Source organism: Pseudomonas sp. NPDC085632 (assembly GCF_044541255.1).
Taxonomy (GTDB): Bacteria; Pseudomonadota; Gammaproteobacteria; order Pseudomonadales; family Pseudomonadaceae; genus Aquipseudomonas.
The window spans coordinates 1-14743 of sequence record NZ_JBITSX010000065.1 but is presented as its reverse complement, the minus strand read 5'-3'; the positions used below and the strand labels follow the sequence as shown (position 1 = coordinate 14743).

Sequence of the window (14743 nt, the reverse complement as noted above, 5' to 3'; positions counted from 1 at the left end):
CCATCAGATATTGCTCTATTACTTAGGGCTCAACCCTTGGCAACAGGCAACGGCGCAAACAGCGCCTCAATGTCGCTCTGCTCCAGCTTCCAGCCACCTGTCGTCCCGCCCTCAAGCACCGCTCCGGCCAACGCAGCTTTCTCCTGTTGCAACGCCTGTATTTTTTCCTCCACCGTGCCACGGGCAATCAGCTTGTAAACGAACACAGGGTTGTTTTGCCCGATTCGATACGCCCGATCGGTTGCCTGATTTTCCACCGCCGGGTTCCACCAAGGATCGAAGTGGATCACTGTGTCCGCCGCGGTCAGGTTCAAACCGGTGCCCCCGGCTTTCAGACTGATCAAAAACAACGGCACCTTGCCGCCCTGAAAATTCTTCACCGGCGTACGTCGATCCGTGGTGTCACCGGTCAGCAGCGAATAGGCAATGTCACGTTGCTGCAGTTCTTCCTCGATCAAGGCGAGCATTGAGGTGAACTGCGAGAACAACAGGATCCTTCGGCCTTCGCCGAGCAGCTCCTCAAGCATCTCCATCAAACTGACCAACTTGCCACTGCCGGAACGCAGTGCCTTCGCTGTCATTGGCATCTTGATCAGGCGCAAGTCGCAACAGACCTGCCGCAGCTTGAGCAAGGCATCAAGAATGATGATCTGACTGCGCGCCACGCCACTGCGGGCAATTTCGTCGCGGACTTTTTTGTCCATCGCCACGCGAACTGTTTCATAGACATCGCGCTGACCGTCACTGAGATCAACCCAATGGACAATTTCGGTTTTCGGTGGCAACTCGGTGGCGACCTGATCCTTTTTGCGGCGCAGTAAAAACGGCTTGATGCGCGCTGTCAGGTGCTGCATGCGCTGAACATTGCCGTGCTTTTCGATTGGCGTGCGGTAATCGCGATTGAAAGACTTGCTGTCGCCGAGCCACCCGGGCATGAGGAAATGAAACTGCGACCAAAGCTCGCCCAAGTGGTTTTCCAATGGTGTGCCGCTCAGGCACAAGCGCTGGCGGGCCTGCAGGTCACGGGCCGCTTGCGCCGCTTTGCTGATCGGGTTTTTGATGTTCTGCGCTTCGTCGAGAATCAGCACGCTCCACGCCTGCGACTGCAAGGTCTCCAGATCCCTCGGCAGCAACGCGTAAGTGGTGAGCACCAGATCGTACTCAGCCAGATCAGCGAAATCCTTTTGCCGCCCAGAGCCGTGCAGCGCCAGGACTTTCAACTGCGGGGTGAAACGCTCGGCCTCGTCGAGCCAGTTGGGAATCAGGCTGGTTGGCATCACCGCCAGTGCCGGGCAATCGAGACGCCCGGCGTGTTTTTCCGTGAGCAGATGCGCCAGGGTTTGCAGCGTTTTGCCCAGCCCCATGTCATCGCCCAGAATGCCGCCGACCTCAAGCTCGCGCAGGGTCTGCATCCAGTTCAGGCCTTCGAGCTGATACGGGCGCAGTTGCGCGTTAAGGCCGGCCGGCGCAGCGACGTGGGTGTGACTGGAACTCTGCAGGCGCTTGGCAAAAGTGCGCAGCCGCTCGCCACCCTGCCAATCCAGCGGCACGCCATCGAGCATACTCAAGCGCGCGGCATCCGGGACACTCAAGCGCAGTGCATCGCCCTGATGACCGCCCAGATACAACTCGCCCAGCGTGGCCATCAGCGGCTTGACCCGACTCAGCGGCAGCGCGACCTTGGCGCCAGAAGAGTCACCAAAACCGCTGGGTTTCAGTTCAATCAGAAGTTTTTCGTCATCGCTGCGTTGTGCCAGATTGACCGGGTCAAGCAGGCGCGGCTGGGTGCGCAACAAGTGCAGCAGGATCGGTAGCAAACTGTAGCGCTGGCCATTGACGACAATCCCCAACTGCAAATCGAACCACTGATGCCCAGCCTCTTCTTCGACCTCGGCGTACCAATGCTCGACTGGCTGCACATTGAAATGAAAGCCGGGACTGATCTCCACTTCCCAGTTCGAGGCACGCAACGTGGCAAGGCCTTCGTGCATAAACCCGAGCCAGGCGGAATCATCCGGCAACGTGAACATCTCACCGGGACGATCCAGCGAACTCTTGCGCGTGGCTTTCTTGAAGCCGTGCTTTTGCAGGATCTGGCGCAGCTTCTTTTCCACCGCGGGCTGGCGTTGAATGCGTTGGGTCTCGGTGCCGTTGAGGATCATCACTTCCGGATTGCGATCCTCCGTCGGCTGGCCGTTGTAGGTAAACACCAGGGCGGCGCGGTGCTCGAGAATGTATTCCCAACGCGAGCGCTCCCGACCGCTGACGAGGGTCAGTTTCGGCTGTGGAAGTACGTCGTCGATGACTCGTTCGGTGAGTTGGTGTGGCGGCGGGATTCTCGTTGCTGCGCTCATGCGATGGCTGAACTGCATGGCCTGACGCGCCGGAATCTCCGGCGCCAGCGTCAAATGGCTGGCCAGTTTTTCTTCCAGTTCATTGAACAGAGGGCCAATCTGCCGCTGCTCTCGATCCAGGTAGTAAAGCGGCTCCAGCGCCAGCACGGTTTCTTGCGCCGCCTCGGCACTGCTCCACTGCGCGCGGAACCCGCCGTCGGCCTGCTCGGCCCACGCGAACTGGCCGATGCGTTTCGCGCCCGCCACCAACGGTCGCAGATCCTCGAAATCGAGGAACAGCCGCGAGGTGCGCAGGAGCATTTCCAGCAGTTCGGTGCCGCTGCTGCCTTCCAGCGGATAGCCGCTGTAATAGGCGTGATGGGAATGCATGGCAACCAGCAGCCTGGCGACGCGCTGATCCAGCTCGGTGAGGTAGCCGGGCTGACGCATGAGCATTTCAGCCAGCGAATACATCGGTTTGACTTCGCGTAACTCGCCGCTCTTGAGCTGGGAAACCTTGAAAATATCGAGCAGCCACTTGCCGCTCACAGGCGTCGGCTTGAGTTTGTAAAACAGGCGCGTGCCTGCGGTTTGCGCGCCTTTTTCGGTGGGCTTGGCCGGCACCGGAATTGTCGAAAGCCAATGTTCCAGCGCCCGCCCCAAAGGGATCTGTGCGTCACTTTCAGACGCATCATCAGCACTGCCCTGCAGGTGATAGAGCACCGCAGCGCAGTGCTTGCAGTCGATTACGACAGGACAGCTGCACAGGCAACGCAAGTTGACGGAACCCTGTCGATCTTCGGACAGGTAAATGCTTTGTTCATACGCCTGACTTTCCGAACCGACGCAGAACGCCTCGATCTTTTTGTCATGGATCTCGATGATCTCTACCCGGTCCTCGGCGGCATAAGCGCGAGCCTTGGCCAGCGCCTTGCTACTGAATGCCTGAGTCCAGGCCAACGACTTGAGCCGTTCGATGAAAATGCTCATGGACAGGCCCTAGCCGGCCAGCACCCGCGCCAACGCCGACTTCACCTTACCCATGCCGTCATGCAACGCCTGTTCGATCTCGGCCATGGTGATCACTTCCGTGGTCTTGCCCGCCGCCGGGTTCACTACCAGCGCCAGACAGGCGTAATCCAGTTCCAGCTCCCGGGCCAGCGCCGCTTCCGGCATACCGGTCATGCCGACGATGTCACAGCCATCACGTTCCAGACGCACGATCTCTGCCACGGTCTCCAGACGCGGGCCCTGGGTGCAGGCATACACGCCTTGATCGCTGTATTCGCAGCCTTCGGCAGCCACCGCAGCAATCAATTGCTGACGCAGTGGTTCGCTGTAAGGAAAGCTGAAGTCGATGTGGGTGACATGCTCCAGATCATCAGCGAAAAAGGTGTGCTCGCGGCCGCTGGTGTAGTCGACGATTTGATGTGGCACACAAAAATGCCCGGTGCCCATAGCCGGGTGAATACCGCCCACGGCATTCACCGCGATGATCGCTTCGGCACCGGCCTGCTTCAACGCCCACAGGTTGGCGCGGTAGTTGACCTTGTGCGGCGGGAAGCGATGCGGGTGGCCGTGACGGGCAAGGAACAACACTTCCTTGCCGGCGTATTCGCCAATTTGCACGTCGGCCGACGGCGCGCCGTAGGGCGTGTCGACCGCCAGCGATTGGCGAATGGTCAAGCCTTCGAGCTGGGTCAGGCCGGTGCCGCCGATGATTGCGTAAACCGTCATAGCGAAAAATCCTTAATCAATCAGTTGAGCGTCTTTGAGCGCGCCAATGGCGGTGAGCCAGCGCGGATCCTGACGGTAATCGGTACTGGCGAATGCCTGACCGCGCATGCGGGCGATGCGCGCGGATGGCTTGACCCTCATCCGTTGCGCGGCGCTCAAGGCGAGTTCGGCAGCGGCGCGGTCATTGCACACCAGGCCCATGTCGCAGCCAGCGGTCAGCGCAGCTTCGATGCGGCTGGCGGCATCGCCGACCACGTGGGCACCGGCCATCGACAGGTCATCGCTGAAGATCACCCCGTCGAACTGCAATTCGCCGCGCAGGATGTCCTGCAACCAGCGGCGGGAGAAGCCGGCAGGCTGCGAATCCACCTGCGGATAGATGACGTGCGCCGGCATGATCGCGGCCAGTTGTTTGCTGAGTTTGGCGAATGGCACGAGGTCGTTGGCACGGATCTCGTCGAGGCTGCGCTCGTCATTCGGAATTGCGACGTGAGAATCGGCTTCGGCCCAGCCGTGGCCAGGAAAGTGCTTACCGGTGGCGGCCATGCCGGCGCTGTTCATGCCGCGAATGAATGCGCCGGCAAGCAATGCGGCGCGTTCGGGATCGCCTTCGAACGAACGAGTGCCGACTACAGCGCTGCGCTGGTAATCCAGATCGAGCACCGGGGCGAAACTCAAGTCGAGGCCGACCGCCAGCACTTCGGTCGCCATGATCCAGCCGCATTGTTCAGCGAGATATTCGGCATTCGGGTTGTCGGCGATAGCGCGCATGGCCGGCAGACGCACGAAGCCCTGACGCAGACGCTGCACGCGACCGCCCTCTTGATCCACCGCCAGCAGCAGATCCGGGCGAATCGCGCGAATCGCGGCGCTGAGCTCACGCACCTGACGCGGATGCTCGATGTTGCGCGCGAAAATGATCAGGCCGCCCACTTCGGGCTGACGCAACAATTGGCGATCTTCAGCCGTCAGCCAAGTACCGGCGACGTCCACCATCAACGAGCCTTGCAGGCCAGCAGTCATAGAGATTCCTTGAAAACGAAAAACCCGACCCACAGCAAATCGCTACCGTGAGCAACGCTCGGCAGGTCGGCAATTTCTATGGATTTCGGGTTCAGAACGAGAGTCGGCATGGGCGGCTAGCTTAGCGGATACAAGCTGCTGCGCCCACCCGTGTGCGGTTAAACCTTGGCGGCGACCGGCGTAGATTTGCTGCGCGGACGCAGTTGCGCGGTGGCCATCGCAGCGTCCGTGACGCCGGTTTCGGCGCGCATGCCCGCAGCGAGGAACGGCACCATCAGGCGCATCACTTGTTCGATCGAGGTGTTGACGCCGAAATCGGTCTCGGCGATCGCGCGCAAGGCCTTGATGCCGGACATGCTGAACGCAGCGGCGCCGAGCATGAAGTGCACGCGCCAGAACAGTTCGATCGGCGGAATGCGTGGTGCGGCCTCATTGACCAGCAGCATGTAGCGACGAAACACCTTGCCGTACATGTCTTCCAGATAACGGCGCAAGTGGCCCTGGCTCTGACTGAACGCGAGGCCGAGCAAGCGCATGAAAATCGACAGATCGTTGCCGCTGCGTGGTTGAACCACGAGGGCCTGCTCGACGAGGATTTCCAGCAGCTCCTCGAGCGTCGGCTTGTTTTCAGGCTTGGCCTGACGGCGCTCCAGCTCTTTGTCGAGGCTGATGCAGAACGGCCCGAGGAAGCGCGAAAAAACCGCCTGAATCAGCGCTTTCTTCGAGCCGAAGTGATAGTTCACCGCTGCCAGGTTGACGCCAGCCTTGCTGGTGATCAAACGCAATGAGGTTTCAGCGAAACCTTTCTCCGCGAACAACTGCTCGGCAGCATCAAGAATGCGTTCAACGGTTTCCGACTGGGCCATGGCTACTCCGCCTGACAAACACTTGTTTGAAACATACGTTTCAGCCTGTGCCTTGTCAAGCCCGCCAGTTCGTTTTGGGAATGGTCGGTCAGCTATTTAACCACACAAGCCCAGTGCATTAATAAGCATGAAAGCCGACCGTCCGGCGGCGTGGGAAAAAACGGCCATTGCCAAGGGCGCTTCACTGTATATAATCCCAGTCACTGTATAAAAAGACAGAGCGATCAATATGCTAAAGCTGACGCCACGCCAAGCCGAGATTCTGGCCTTTATCAAACGCTGCCTCGAAGACAATGGCTACCCGCCAACCCGCGCGGAAATCGCTCAGGAACTGGGCTTCAAGTCGCCAAACGCGGCTGAAGAACACCTCAAGGCACTGGCTCGCAAGGGTGCCATCGAGATGACCCCCGGCGCCTCTCGCGGCATTCGCATCCCTGGCTTCGAAGCCAAGGCCGACGACTCTACCCTGCCCATCATTGGCCGGGTCGCTGCCGGTGCGCCCATCCTGGCCCAGCAGCACATCGAAGAATCCTGCAACATCAATCCGGCCTTCTTTCATCCACGCGCTGACTATCTGTTGCGTGTACACGGCATGAGCATGAAGGACATCGGCATTTTTGACGGTGACCTCCTCGCCGTACACACCACCCGCGAAGCGCGTAACGGACAAGTCGTGGTCGCCCGCATCGGCGATGAAGTGACGGTCAAACGCTTCAAGCGTGAAGGCAGCAAGGTCTGGCTGATTGCCGAAAACCCTGAGTTCGCCCCTATCGAAGTCGACCTGAAAGATCAGGAACTGGTGATCGAAGGCTTGAGTGTCGGCGTGATTCGCCGCTAAAGGAGGCTTTATGCAGTTCCCACACACCCCTCAGCAAACACAACTGCCTTTATTCGAAGCGTTTCTGGCGCAACCGATGGCGCCGATCCTGAAAGACGTGGTCGAACGCCCTTGGAATGCCGAACCTGAAGTATTCAGCGAGCTGTCACTGCGCGGTGCTACCGGGAACTGCCTGAACCTGCTCGCCCCGATCCTTCGCGAACTAAGCGAGGATCAGGACGCACGCTGGCTGACGCTGATCGCACCACCAGCCAGCCTGACCCAGACATGGCTGCGGGATGCTGGCTTGAATCGCGAGCGTATTCTGCTGTTGCAACCAAGGGGCGCTCAAAGCGCTCAGCAACTGGCGTGCGAAGCCCTGAAGCTGGGTCGCAGTCACACCGTGGTCACTTGGCTCAACCCGCTGAACGCAAATTCACGGCAACAACTGATCAACGCCGCACGCACGGGCGATGCTCAGAGCCTGAATATTCGTTTGGGTTGATTGCTGGCAGTACGCGCTGTGTGAAGCGCAGGGCTTCTCCAAGGACAGAGAAGCCGATCTGAAGCGGTTACATCAAAAAGAAAAAAGACGGGGATCAATGAAGAACCCGCGCGCCCTCTTCCTTATCAAACTCGCCTTCGACCATACGACCGGCCATCTGCACGCCGACGCTTAACATCGCCTTGGCGATTTCCACATGCTGACCTTGCAGGAATGCCTTGGCATCCTCGGAGAAATCCAGCGTCACCAAAGAACCCTCGTCCTCAGCCCTGCGCAGCTCGATTCGGCCGTCGGGTAACTCGACAATTTCTAGAAAGGACGTTGGCATAAAGGTCTGTTCTCCACGAAAGGCAGGGATTATATAGACATCATTCAGGCTTCGCTCGGGATCTTGACCAGCAGCATGTTTCAGATTGCCACCGTGTCAATCGCCCTCAGCATTCGTTCAAGCCTTCGCGGAAACGTATCGCCAGACCTTTCAAGTTCTGCCGCCAGCTCTCCAGTTCCTCTCGACTCAACTCTTCCGGCGCTTCTTCTTCATCCAGATTAATCGCCTGAATCAACGGCTGAGTCACATCCCCTTTCGGTTTGTGTGGCACCCGTGGCGGCTGGAACAGCGCCGAATGCGCAGCCAGCAATTTTGCCAGCCAGGTTTCAGAGTTGCCCGCCAACTCAACCATTTCGGCCAATTCGGGAATCGCAATCGACTCCAGCACTTCACGCGTCAGCAACATCTCGGCCCGTGGCGCATTGGCCTGCGGCAGACGATAGAAACCTGCGATCTCATGGCAAAGCCCCAGCAAGGCGCCATACAGGTGAAACAGCGCCGATTCACGCCCTGCCTGAATCAACGCCAAAGAATTCATCGCCCGCCCCTCTTCAGCGCGAGCCAAGGCTTCCAGCGACAGGCCAGCGAAATAGATCTTCTGATTGGTACGGGTATAGAGTTCGTGAGCCATGACGGCGCTCTCCACAACGAAATAATTGCTTCACACAGGCCGGACAGTGTCGTGGATCAGCCGATCCCACCGCAAGCACAAAACAAAAAGGCCGCATGAAAACACAAGGGTTCCATGCGGCCTTTCAGTATCAGGCTAATGCTTATTCAGCTTTGGCCTTCGTACGCTTGTCTTCAACCGTCCACTTGCCACCGTCGTAGTAAGCCTTCCAGCCAGTAGGCTTGCCGTCGACTTCGGTCTGTACGTATTGCTCCTTGGTCTTGCGGCTATAACGAATCACCGCTGGCAGACCATCAGGATCCTTCTGCGGGGCTTCGCACAGGAAGTGATACTTCGGATCAATCTCGTCCTTGTGCGGCAGAATCTCGATCACCAGCGGAGCACGGGTCTCGCGGTTTTTCGGGAACTGACTGGCCGCCAGGAACAAACCAGACGCACCGTCGCGCAGGATGTAGGTGTCGTTGACCTTTTCGCATTTCAGCTCAGGCATCTTCACCGGATCCATCTTCGGCGGCGCCGCGTCACCGCTTTTCAGCAGTTTACGGGTGTTCTTGCACTCGGGGTTGGTGCACCCGAAGAACTTGCCGAAACGGCCAGTCTTGAGTTGCATCTCGCTGCCGCACTTGTCGCATTCCAGGCTCGGACCTTCGTAGCCCTTGATGCGATAGCTGCCCTCTTCGATTTCATAGCCAGCACAATCCGGGTTGTTACCGCAGATGTGCAGCTTGCGCTTCTCGTCGAGCAGATAAGCGTCCATCGCCGTACTGCAGATCGGGCAGCGATGCTTGCCGCGCAGTACCAGCGACTCCGACTCACCTTCGTCGTCCGCAGCGATTTCGTCACCCGGCACCAGGTTAACGGTGGCCTTGCAGCGTTCTTTCGGCGGCAGGCTGTAGCCCGAGCAACCGAGGAACACGCCGGTCGACGCAGTACGGATCTGCATCGGACGGCCGCAAGTGGTGCACGGAATGTCGGTCATGACCGGCTGGTTGGCACGCATGCCGCTTTCCGGATCTTCGGCCACTTCGAGTTTCTTTTTGAAGTCGCCGTAGAACTCGTCCAGCACGTTTTTCCAGTCGCGCTCGCCCTGCGCCACGTCATCGAGATTCTCTTCCATGCCGGCAGTGAAGCCGTAGTCCATGAGGTTCGAGAAGCTTTCCGACAGACGCTCGGTGACGATGTCGCCCATCTTTTCCGAGTAGAAACGACGGTTGTGCAAGGTCACGTAGCCGCGATCCTGAATGGTCGAAATGATCGCAGCGTAAGTCGAAGGACGACCGATACCGCGCTTTTCCATTTCTTTAACCAGACTGGCTTCCGAGTAACGCGCCGGCGGTTTGGTGAAGTGCTGCGACGGGTCAAGCTTGATCAGCTTCATCACATCGCCCTGCGCCATATCAGGCAGAACGTCGTCATCGCCCGGCTTGGCAATCTGCGGCATGACGCGGGTGTAACCGTCGAACTTGAGGATACGACCCTTGGCACGCAGCTCGAAGTCGCCAGCGCCTACGCTGACGGTTGTCGACAAATATTGCGCCGGGAGCATCTGGCAAGCGAGGAACTGGCGCCAGATCAGCTCGTAGAGACGCTCAGCGTCACGCTCCATGCCTGCGAGCTTGCTCGGCGTGGTGTTGGCGTCGGAAGGACGAATCGCTTCGTGAGCCTCTTGCGCGCCTTCCTTGCTGCTATAGACGTTTGGCGTTTCCGGCAGATACTTTTTGCCGAATTCGTCTTCGATGTAAGTGCGCGCCATTGTCACGGCATCAGCCGAGAGGTTGGTCGAGTCGGTACGCATATAAGTGATGTAGCCGGCTTCGTACAGACGCTGGGCCATCATCATGGTTTTCTTCACGCCGAAGCCCAGACGGTTGCTCGCAGCCTGTTGCAGGGTCGAAGTGATGAACGGCGCCGACGGCTTACTGCTGGTCGGTTTGTCTTCGCGCTTGACGATGCTGTAGCTGGAAGACTTAAGCTTCTCCAGCGCGGCCATGGCCTGCGCTTCGTTGAGCGGCTTGAAGGCTTCGCCTTTCTCGCGAGCCACTTCGAAACGTACGGTCGAGCCTTTGGTGGTGCCGAGATCGGCATGCACTTCCCAGTACTCTTCCGGGTTGAACGCACGGATTTCACGCTCACGCTCGACCACCAGCTTCACGGCAACCGACTGCACACGACCGGCAGACAGGCCACGGGCGATTTTCGACCACAGCAGCGGCGAAACCATGTAACCCACAACGCGGTCGAGGAAACGACGGGCCTGTTGAGCGTTGACACGATCGATGTCCAGCTCACCCGGTTCCGAAAAGGCTTCCTGAATCGCCTTTTTGGTGATTTCGTTGAACACCACGCGCTTGTAGCGGCTGTCGTCACCACCGATGGCTTCGCGCAGGTGCCAGGCAATGGCTTCCCCCTCGCGATCCAAGTCGGTTGCGAGATAGATGGTGTCAGCATCTTTGGCGAGCCGGCGCAGCTCTTCGATGACCTTCTCTTTACCTGGAAGGATCTCGTACTGGGCTTTCCAGCCATGATCCGGATCGACACCCATACGCGAGACCAGCTGCTTGCGCGCTTTCTCTTTCGGCGAGAGCACCGGACCTTCGCCCGCAGCAGCCTTCCCGCGCTTGGCGGCTGGCTCTTTGCTGGCGCTAGCCGAACCGCTGGTGGGCAGGTCTCGGATATGGCCGATACTCGACTTCACCACGTATTGGTTACCCAGATACTTGTTGATGGTCTTGGCCTTAGCCGGGGATTCCACAATGACCAGCGATTTGCCCATGGATCAGAAAATTCCTGAATTCTAGAAGTGAAAGGCGGTTGGCGCCTGACGCGGCACCGCTATATATAGTTGATACAAGGTGAGGTCAAGCACAGGGTTCTGTGCGCACTCGCCTCATGCCTTGGAAAAAAGGCTCGGTTCGGCTTGCACCAAAGCAAAGCGCGGCACCTGCTCGCCGTCAACCTCGACTGACTCGAGAAACATGCTCAGAGGGCGCACCCAAAAGCCGTAATCGCCATACAGGGCTTGGTAAAAGACCACTTCTTCTTCGGTCTCGGAGTGCCGCGCAACACTGAATACGCGGTACTGCGGACCTTTGTAATGTTGGTAGAGCCCAGGTTGTATCGGCATGTGTTGGCCCTCACTCAAATTTTTTCAAAAAAAAACAAAATAAATCCACAAAAACAAAAACCGGGGCACTTGGCCCCGGCTTCCATCAGCGAGACGCTTAAACGCGTTCGAAGACGGTGGAGATGCCTTGGCCGAGACCAATGCACATAGTGGCCACCCCGAAGGTGCCGCTATTCTGCTTCATCACGTTCAGCAAGGTGCCGGAAATACGGGCACCGGAGCAACCGAACGGGTGACCCAGGGCGATCGCGCCGCCGTGCAGGTTAACCTTCTCGTTCATCTTGTCGAGCACTTTCAGATCTTTCAGCACTGGCAGGGCCTGTGCGGCGAAAGCTTCGTTGAGCTCGAAGAAGTCGATATCGTTGATGCCAAGACCCGCACGCTTCAGGGCTTTTTGTGTCGCCGGAACTGGACCATAGCCCATGATTGCCGGATCCACACCCGCCACTGCCATCGAACGGATAACCGCCATTGGCTGGATACCCAGGTCCTGTGCACGCTGCGCCGACATCACGATCATGCACGAAGCACCATCAGTGATCTGCGACGAAGTACCGGCAGTCACGGTGCCACCCTTTGGATTGAAGGCGGGCTTGAGAGCAGCCAGACTTTCCAGGGTGGTTTCCGGACGAATGGTTTCGTCATAGTCGAACAGTTTCAGGAAACCGTTCTCGTCGTAGCCTTGCATCGGGATGATTTCGTCTTTGAACTTGCCTTCCACGGTGGCCTTGTGGGCCAACTGGTGGGAACGCACGCCGAAAGCGTCTTGCTGTTCGCGAGTGATGCCGTGCATTTTGCCCAGCATTTCCGCGGTCAGGCCCATCATGCCCGAGGCTTTAGCCGCGTACAGCGACATGTGCGGGTTCGGATCGACACCGTGCATCATGCTCACGTGGCCCATATGCTCGACGCCGCCAACCACGAACACGTCACCGTTGCCGGTCATGATCGCTTGCGCAGCGGTGTGCAGTGCGCTCATCGACGAGCCACACAGACGGCTGACGGTCTGGCCGGCCGAAGTGTGCGGGATCTGGGTCATCAGCGACGCCATGCGCGCGATGTTCCAGCCCTGCTCCAGGGTCTGGTTGACGCAGCCCCAGATCACGTCCTCGACTTCAGCAGGATCGACCTTGGCGTTGCGTTCCAGCAATTTGCTGATCAGGTGCGCCGACATGTCTTCAGCGCGGGTGTTGCGGTGCATGCCGCCCTTGGAGCGGCCCATCGGAGTACGACCGAAGTCGACAATCACGACGTCTCTTGGATTCAAGCTCATAAAATTTCACTCTCGCTCAAAAGTTGGGACGCTTAACCGAAGAACCGTTGGCCGGTTTTGGCCATTTCACGCAGCTTCGCGGTCGGGTGGTACAGCGCGCCCAAATCAGCGTACTGGTCAGCCAGGGCAACGAACTCGGCAACACCGATCGAATCGATGTAGCGCAGTGCACCGCCACGGAATGGAGGGAAACCGATACCGTAGACCAGACCCATGTCGGCTTCGGCGGCGGTTTCAACGATGCCGTCTTCCAGGCAACGCACGGTTTCCAGGCACAGCGGGATCATCATCCAGTTGATGATGTCTTCGTCAGTGACTTCGCGCTGCTCGTAAACGATCGGCTTGAGCACTTCGAGTACCGACGGATCGGCAACTTTCTTCTGCTTGCCTTTCTTGTCGGCCTCGTAGGCGTAGAAGCCCTTGCCATTCTTCTGACCCAGGCGCTTGGCTTCGTACAGCACGTCGATGGCCGAACGACGGTCATCCTTCATACGATCCGGGAAACCTTCAGCCATTACGTCACGACCGTGGTGACCGGTGTCGATGCCGACCACGTCCATCAGGTATGCCGGGCCCATCGGCCAGCCAAATTTTTCCATGACCTTGTCGATACGGACGAAGTCCACACCAGCGCTGACCAACTTGGCGAAACCACCGAAGTACGGGAACAGTACGCGGTTGACCAGGAAGCCCGGGCAGTCGTTGACGACGATCGGGTTCTTGCCCATTTTCTTGGCGTAGGCCACGGTGGTGGCAACGGCCAGCTCGCTGGACTTCTCGCCACGGATCACTTCCACCAGCGGCATCATGTGCACCGGGTTGAAGAAGTGCATGCCGACGAAGTTTTCCGGACGCTTGAGGGCCTTGGCCAGCAGGCTGATGGAAATGGTCGAGGTGTTGGACGCGAGGATGGTGTCCTCTTTGACCTGGCCTTCGACTTCAGCCAGTACGGCTTGTTTGACCTTCGGGTTCTCGACAACAGCTTCGACCACCAGATCGACGTGACCGAAGTCGCCGTAGGACAGGGTCGGACGAATGGCGTTGAGCACTTCAGCCATTTTCGCAGCGGTCATGCGGCCTTTATCAACGCGGCCAACCAGCAACTTGGCGGCTTCGGCCAGCCCCTGCTCGATGCCGTGCTCGTTGATGTCCTTCATCAGGATCGGCGTACCTTTGGAAGCCGACTGATAAGCGATACCGCCACCCATGATGCCGGCGCCCAATACAGCAGCCTGCTTCACGTCTTTGGCGATTTCGTCGTAGGCCTTGGCCTTTTTCTTCAGCTCCTGATCGTTCAGGAACAGACCGATCAAGCTCTGCGCGGCAGAGGTCTTGGCCAGTTTGACGAAACCGGCGGCTTCGACTTCCAGCGCCTTGTCCCGACCGAAGTTCGCGGCTTTCTGGATAGTCTTGATTGCTTCAACCGGAGCCGGGTAGTTCGGGCCAGCTTGCCCTGCCACGAAACCTTTGGCAGTTTCGAAAGCCATCATTTGTTCAATGGCGTTCAGCTTGAGCTTTTCAAGTTTTGGCTGGCGCTTGGCTTTGAAGTCGAACTCGCCGGAGATGGCGCGTTTGATCAGTTCAAGTGCAGCTTCCTGCAGCTTTTCAGGAGCAACCACGGCGTCGACGGCGCTGACTTTCAGGGCGTCTTCTGGGCGGTTTTCCTTGCCGGAGGCAATCCACTCGATAGCGTTGTCGACACCGATCAGGCGCGGCAGACGCACGGTGCCGCCGAAGCCTGGGTAGATGCCCAGTTTGACTTCCGGCAGACCGATCTTGGCTTTGGTGGACATGACGCGATAGTCAGCCGCCAGGCACATTTCCAGACCTCCGCCCAGAGCGATGCCATTGATGGCCGCTACGGTCGGAACGTTGAGGTCTTCGAAATCGCTGAAGATCTTGTTGGCTTCGAGATTGCCAGCAACCAGCTCGGCATCCGGCAGCTTGAAGTTCTCGACAAATTCGGTGATGTCGGCGCCGACGATGAACACGTCCTTGCCACTGCTGACGATCACGCCCTTGATCGAAGCATCTGCCTTGATGGTGTCTACGGCCTGACGCAGTTCGTTCAGGGTTAGACGGTTGAACTTGTTGACGGACTCACCC

12 protein-coding genes are annotated in these 14743 nt (G+C 58.5%); 2 read left to right on the top strand and 10 right to left on the bottom strand.

Translation table 11 applies throughout. The features are described from left to right. Window positions 1–29 precede the first annotated feature (29 nt). The 4 genes from ACIF4X_RS27115 to ACIF4X_RS27100 form a co-directional block, all read right to left on the bottom strand. A complete protein-coding gene (locus ACIF4X_RS27115; RefSeq protein ID WP_397484430.1) occupies window positions 30–3323 on the bottom strand; it encodes an SNF2-related protein in 3294 nt (1097 codons plus the stop codon). A 9-nt stretch (window positions 3324–3332) separates the two neighbouring features. After that, window positions 3333–4070 carry an S-methyl-5'-thioinosine phosphorylase gene (locus ACIF4X_RS27110; RefSeq protein WP_397484429.1) on the bottom strand — a complete coding sequence of 246 codons (738 nt, stop codon included), beginning with the start codon at window positions 4068–4070 and terminating at the stop codon, window positions 3333–3335. 12 nt (window positions 4071–4082) lie between these two features. Next, window positions 4083–5093, bottom strand: coding sequence for a beta-N-acetylhexosaminidase (gene nagZ / locus ACIF4X_RS27105; protein WP_397484428.1), 1011 nt, complete (start codon window positions 5091–5093; stop codon window positions 4083–4085). Window positions 5094–5251: 158 nt separating this feature from the next. Then, entirely contained in the window at window positions 5252–5959 is a 708-nt protein-coding gene (locus tag ACIF4X_RS27100; protein ID WP_007910473.1) for a TetR/AcrR family transcriptional regulator, read from the bottom strand. A gap of 229 nt (window positions 5960–6188) precedes the next feature. Between ACIF4X_RS27100 and lexA the strand changes: the two genes are divergently transcribed. After that, window positions 6189–6797 carry a transcriptional repressor LexA gene (lexA, locus tag ACIF4X_RS27095; RefSeq protein WP_003226590.1) on the top strand — a complete coding sequence of 203 codons (609 nt, stop codon included), beginning with the start codon at window positions 6189–6191 and terminating at the stop codon, window positions 6795–6797. Window positions 6798–6807: 10 nt separating this feature from the next. Further along, complete coding sequence (gene sulA / locus ACIF4X_RS27090; protein ID WP_397484427.1) at window positions 6808–7281, top strand: SOS-induced cell division inhibitor SulA; 474 nt, start codon at window positions 6808–6810, stop codon at window positions 7279–7281. Between the two features lie 94 nt (window positions 7282–7375). Here sulA and ACIF4X_RS27085 read toward each other — a convergent pair whose 3' ends face one another. The 6 genes from ACIF4X_RS27085 to fadB all read right to left on the bottom strand — a co-directional run. Beyond that, a complete protein-coding gene (locus tag ACIF4X_RS27085; protein WP_119427030.1) occupies window positions 7376–7609 on the bottom strand; it encodes a hypothetical protein in 234 nt (77 codons plus the stop codon). Window positions 7610–7715: 106 nt separating this feature from the next. Then, entirely contained in the window at window positions 7716–8240 is a 525-nt protein-coding gene (locus ACIF4X_RS27080) for a DUF6586 family protein (protein WP_007910470.1), read from the bottom strand. Between the two features lie 142 nt (window positions 8241–8382). Continuing rightward, complete coding sequence (gene topA / locus ACIF4X_RS27075; protein ID WP_397484426.1) at window positions 8383–11013, bottom strand: type I DNA topoisomerase; 2631 nt, start codon at window positions 11011–11013, stop codon at window positions 8383–8385. A 114-nt stretch (window positions 11014–11127) separates the two neighbouring features. After that, complete coding sequence (locus tag ACIF4X_RS27070; RefSeq protein WP_007910467.1) at window positions 11128–11364, bottom strand: DUF1653 domain-containing protein; 237 nt, start codon at window positions 11362–11364, stop codon at window positions 11128–11130. 97 nt (window positions 11365–11461) lie between these two features. Then, a complete protein-coding gene (gene fadA / locus ACIF4X_RS27065; RefSeq protein ID WP_007910465.1) occupies window positions 11462–12637 on the bottom strand; it encodes an acetyl-CoA C-acyltransferase FadA in 1176 nt (391 codons plus the stop codon). 32 nt (window positions 12638–12669) lie between these two features. Beyond that, a partial coding sequence (gene fadB, locus ACIF4X_RS27060; protein ID WP_397484425.1) for a fatty acid oxidation complex subunit alpha FadB occupies window positions 12670–14743 on the bottom strand: 2074 nt, incomplete at its 5' end.

Excerpts from the sequence above, each read along its gene's own strand:
- ACIF4X_RS27115 (WP_397484430.1), bottom strand. The coding sequence starts at position 3,323 with ATGAGCATTTTCATCGAACGGCTCAAGTCGTTGGCCTGGACTCAGGCA.
- ACIF4X_RS27110 (WP_397484429.1), bottom strand. The coding sequence starts at position 4,070 with ATGACGGTTTACGCAATCATCGGCGGCACCGGCCTGACCCAGCTCGAA.
- nagZ (WP_397484428.1), bottom strand. The coding sequence starts at position 5,093 with ATGACTGCTGGCCTGCAAGGCTCGTTGATGGTGGACGTCGCCGGTACT.
- ACIF4X_RS27100 (WP_007910473.1), bottom strand. The coding sequence starts at position 5,959 with ATGGCCCAGTCGGAAACCGTTGAACGCATTCTTGATGCTGCCGAGCAG.
- lexA (WP_003226590.1), top strand. The coding sequence starts at position 6,189 with ATGCTAAAGCTGACGCCACGCCAAGCCGAGATTCTGGCCTTTATCAAA.
- sulA (WP_397484427.1), top strand. The coding sequence starts at position 6,808 with ATGCAGTTCCCACACACCCCTCAGCAAACACAACTGCCTTTATTCGAA.
- ACIF4X_RS27085 (WP_119427030.1), bottom strand. The coding sequence starts at position 7,609 with ATGCCAACGTCCTTTCTAGAAATTGTCGAGTTACCCGACGGCCGAATC.
- ACIF4X_RS27080 (WP_007910470.1), bottom strand. The coding sequence starts at position 8,240 with ATGGCTCACGAACTCTATACCCGTACCAATCAGAAGATCTATTTCGCT.
- topA (WP_397484426.1), bottom strand. The coding sequence starts at position 11,013 with ATGGGCAAATCGCTGGTCATTGTGGAATCCCCGGCTAAGGCCAAGACC.
- ACIF4X_RS27070 (WP_007910467.1), bottom strand. The coding sequence starts at position 11,364 with ATGCCGATACAACCTGGGCTCTACCAACATTACAAAGGTCCGCAGTAC.
- fadA (WP_007910465.1), bottom strand. The coding sequence starts at position 12,637 with ATGAGCTTGAATCCAAGAGACGTCGTGATTGTCGACTTCGGTCGTACT.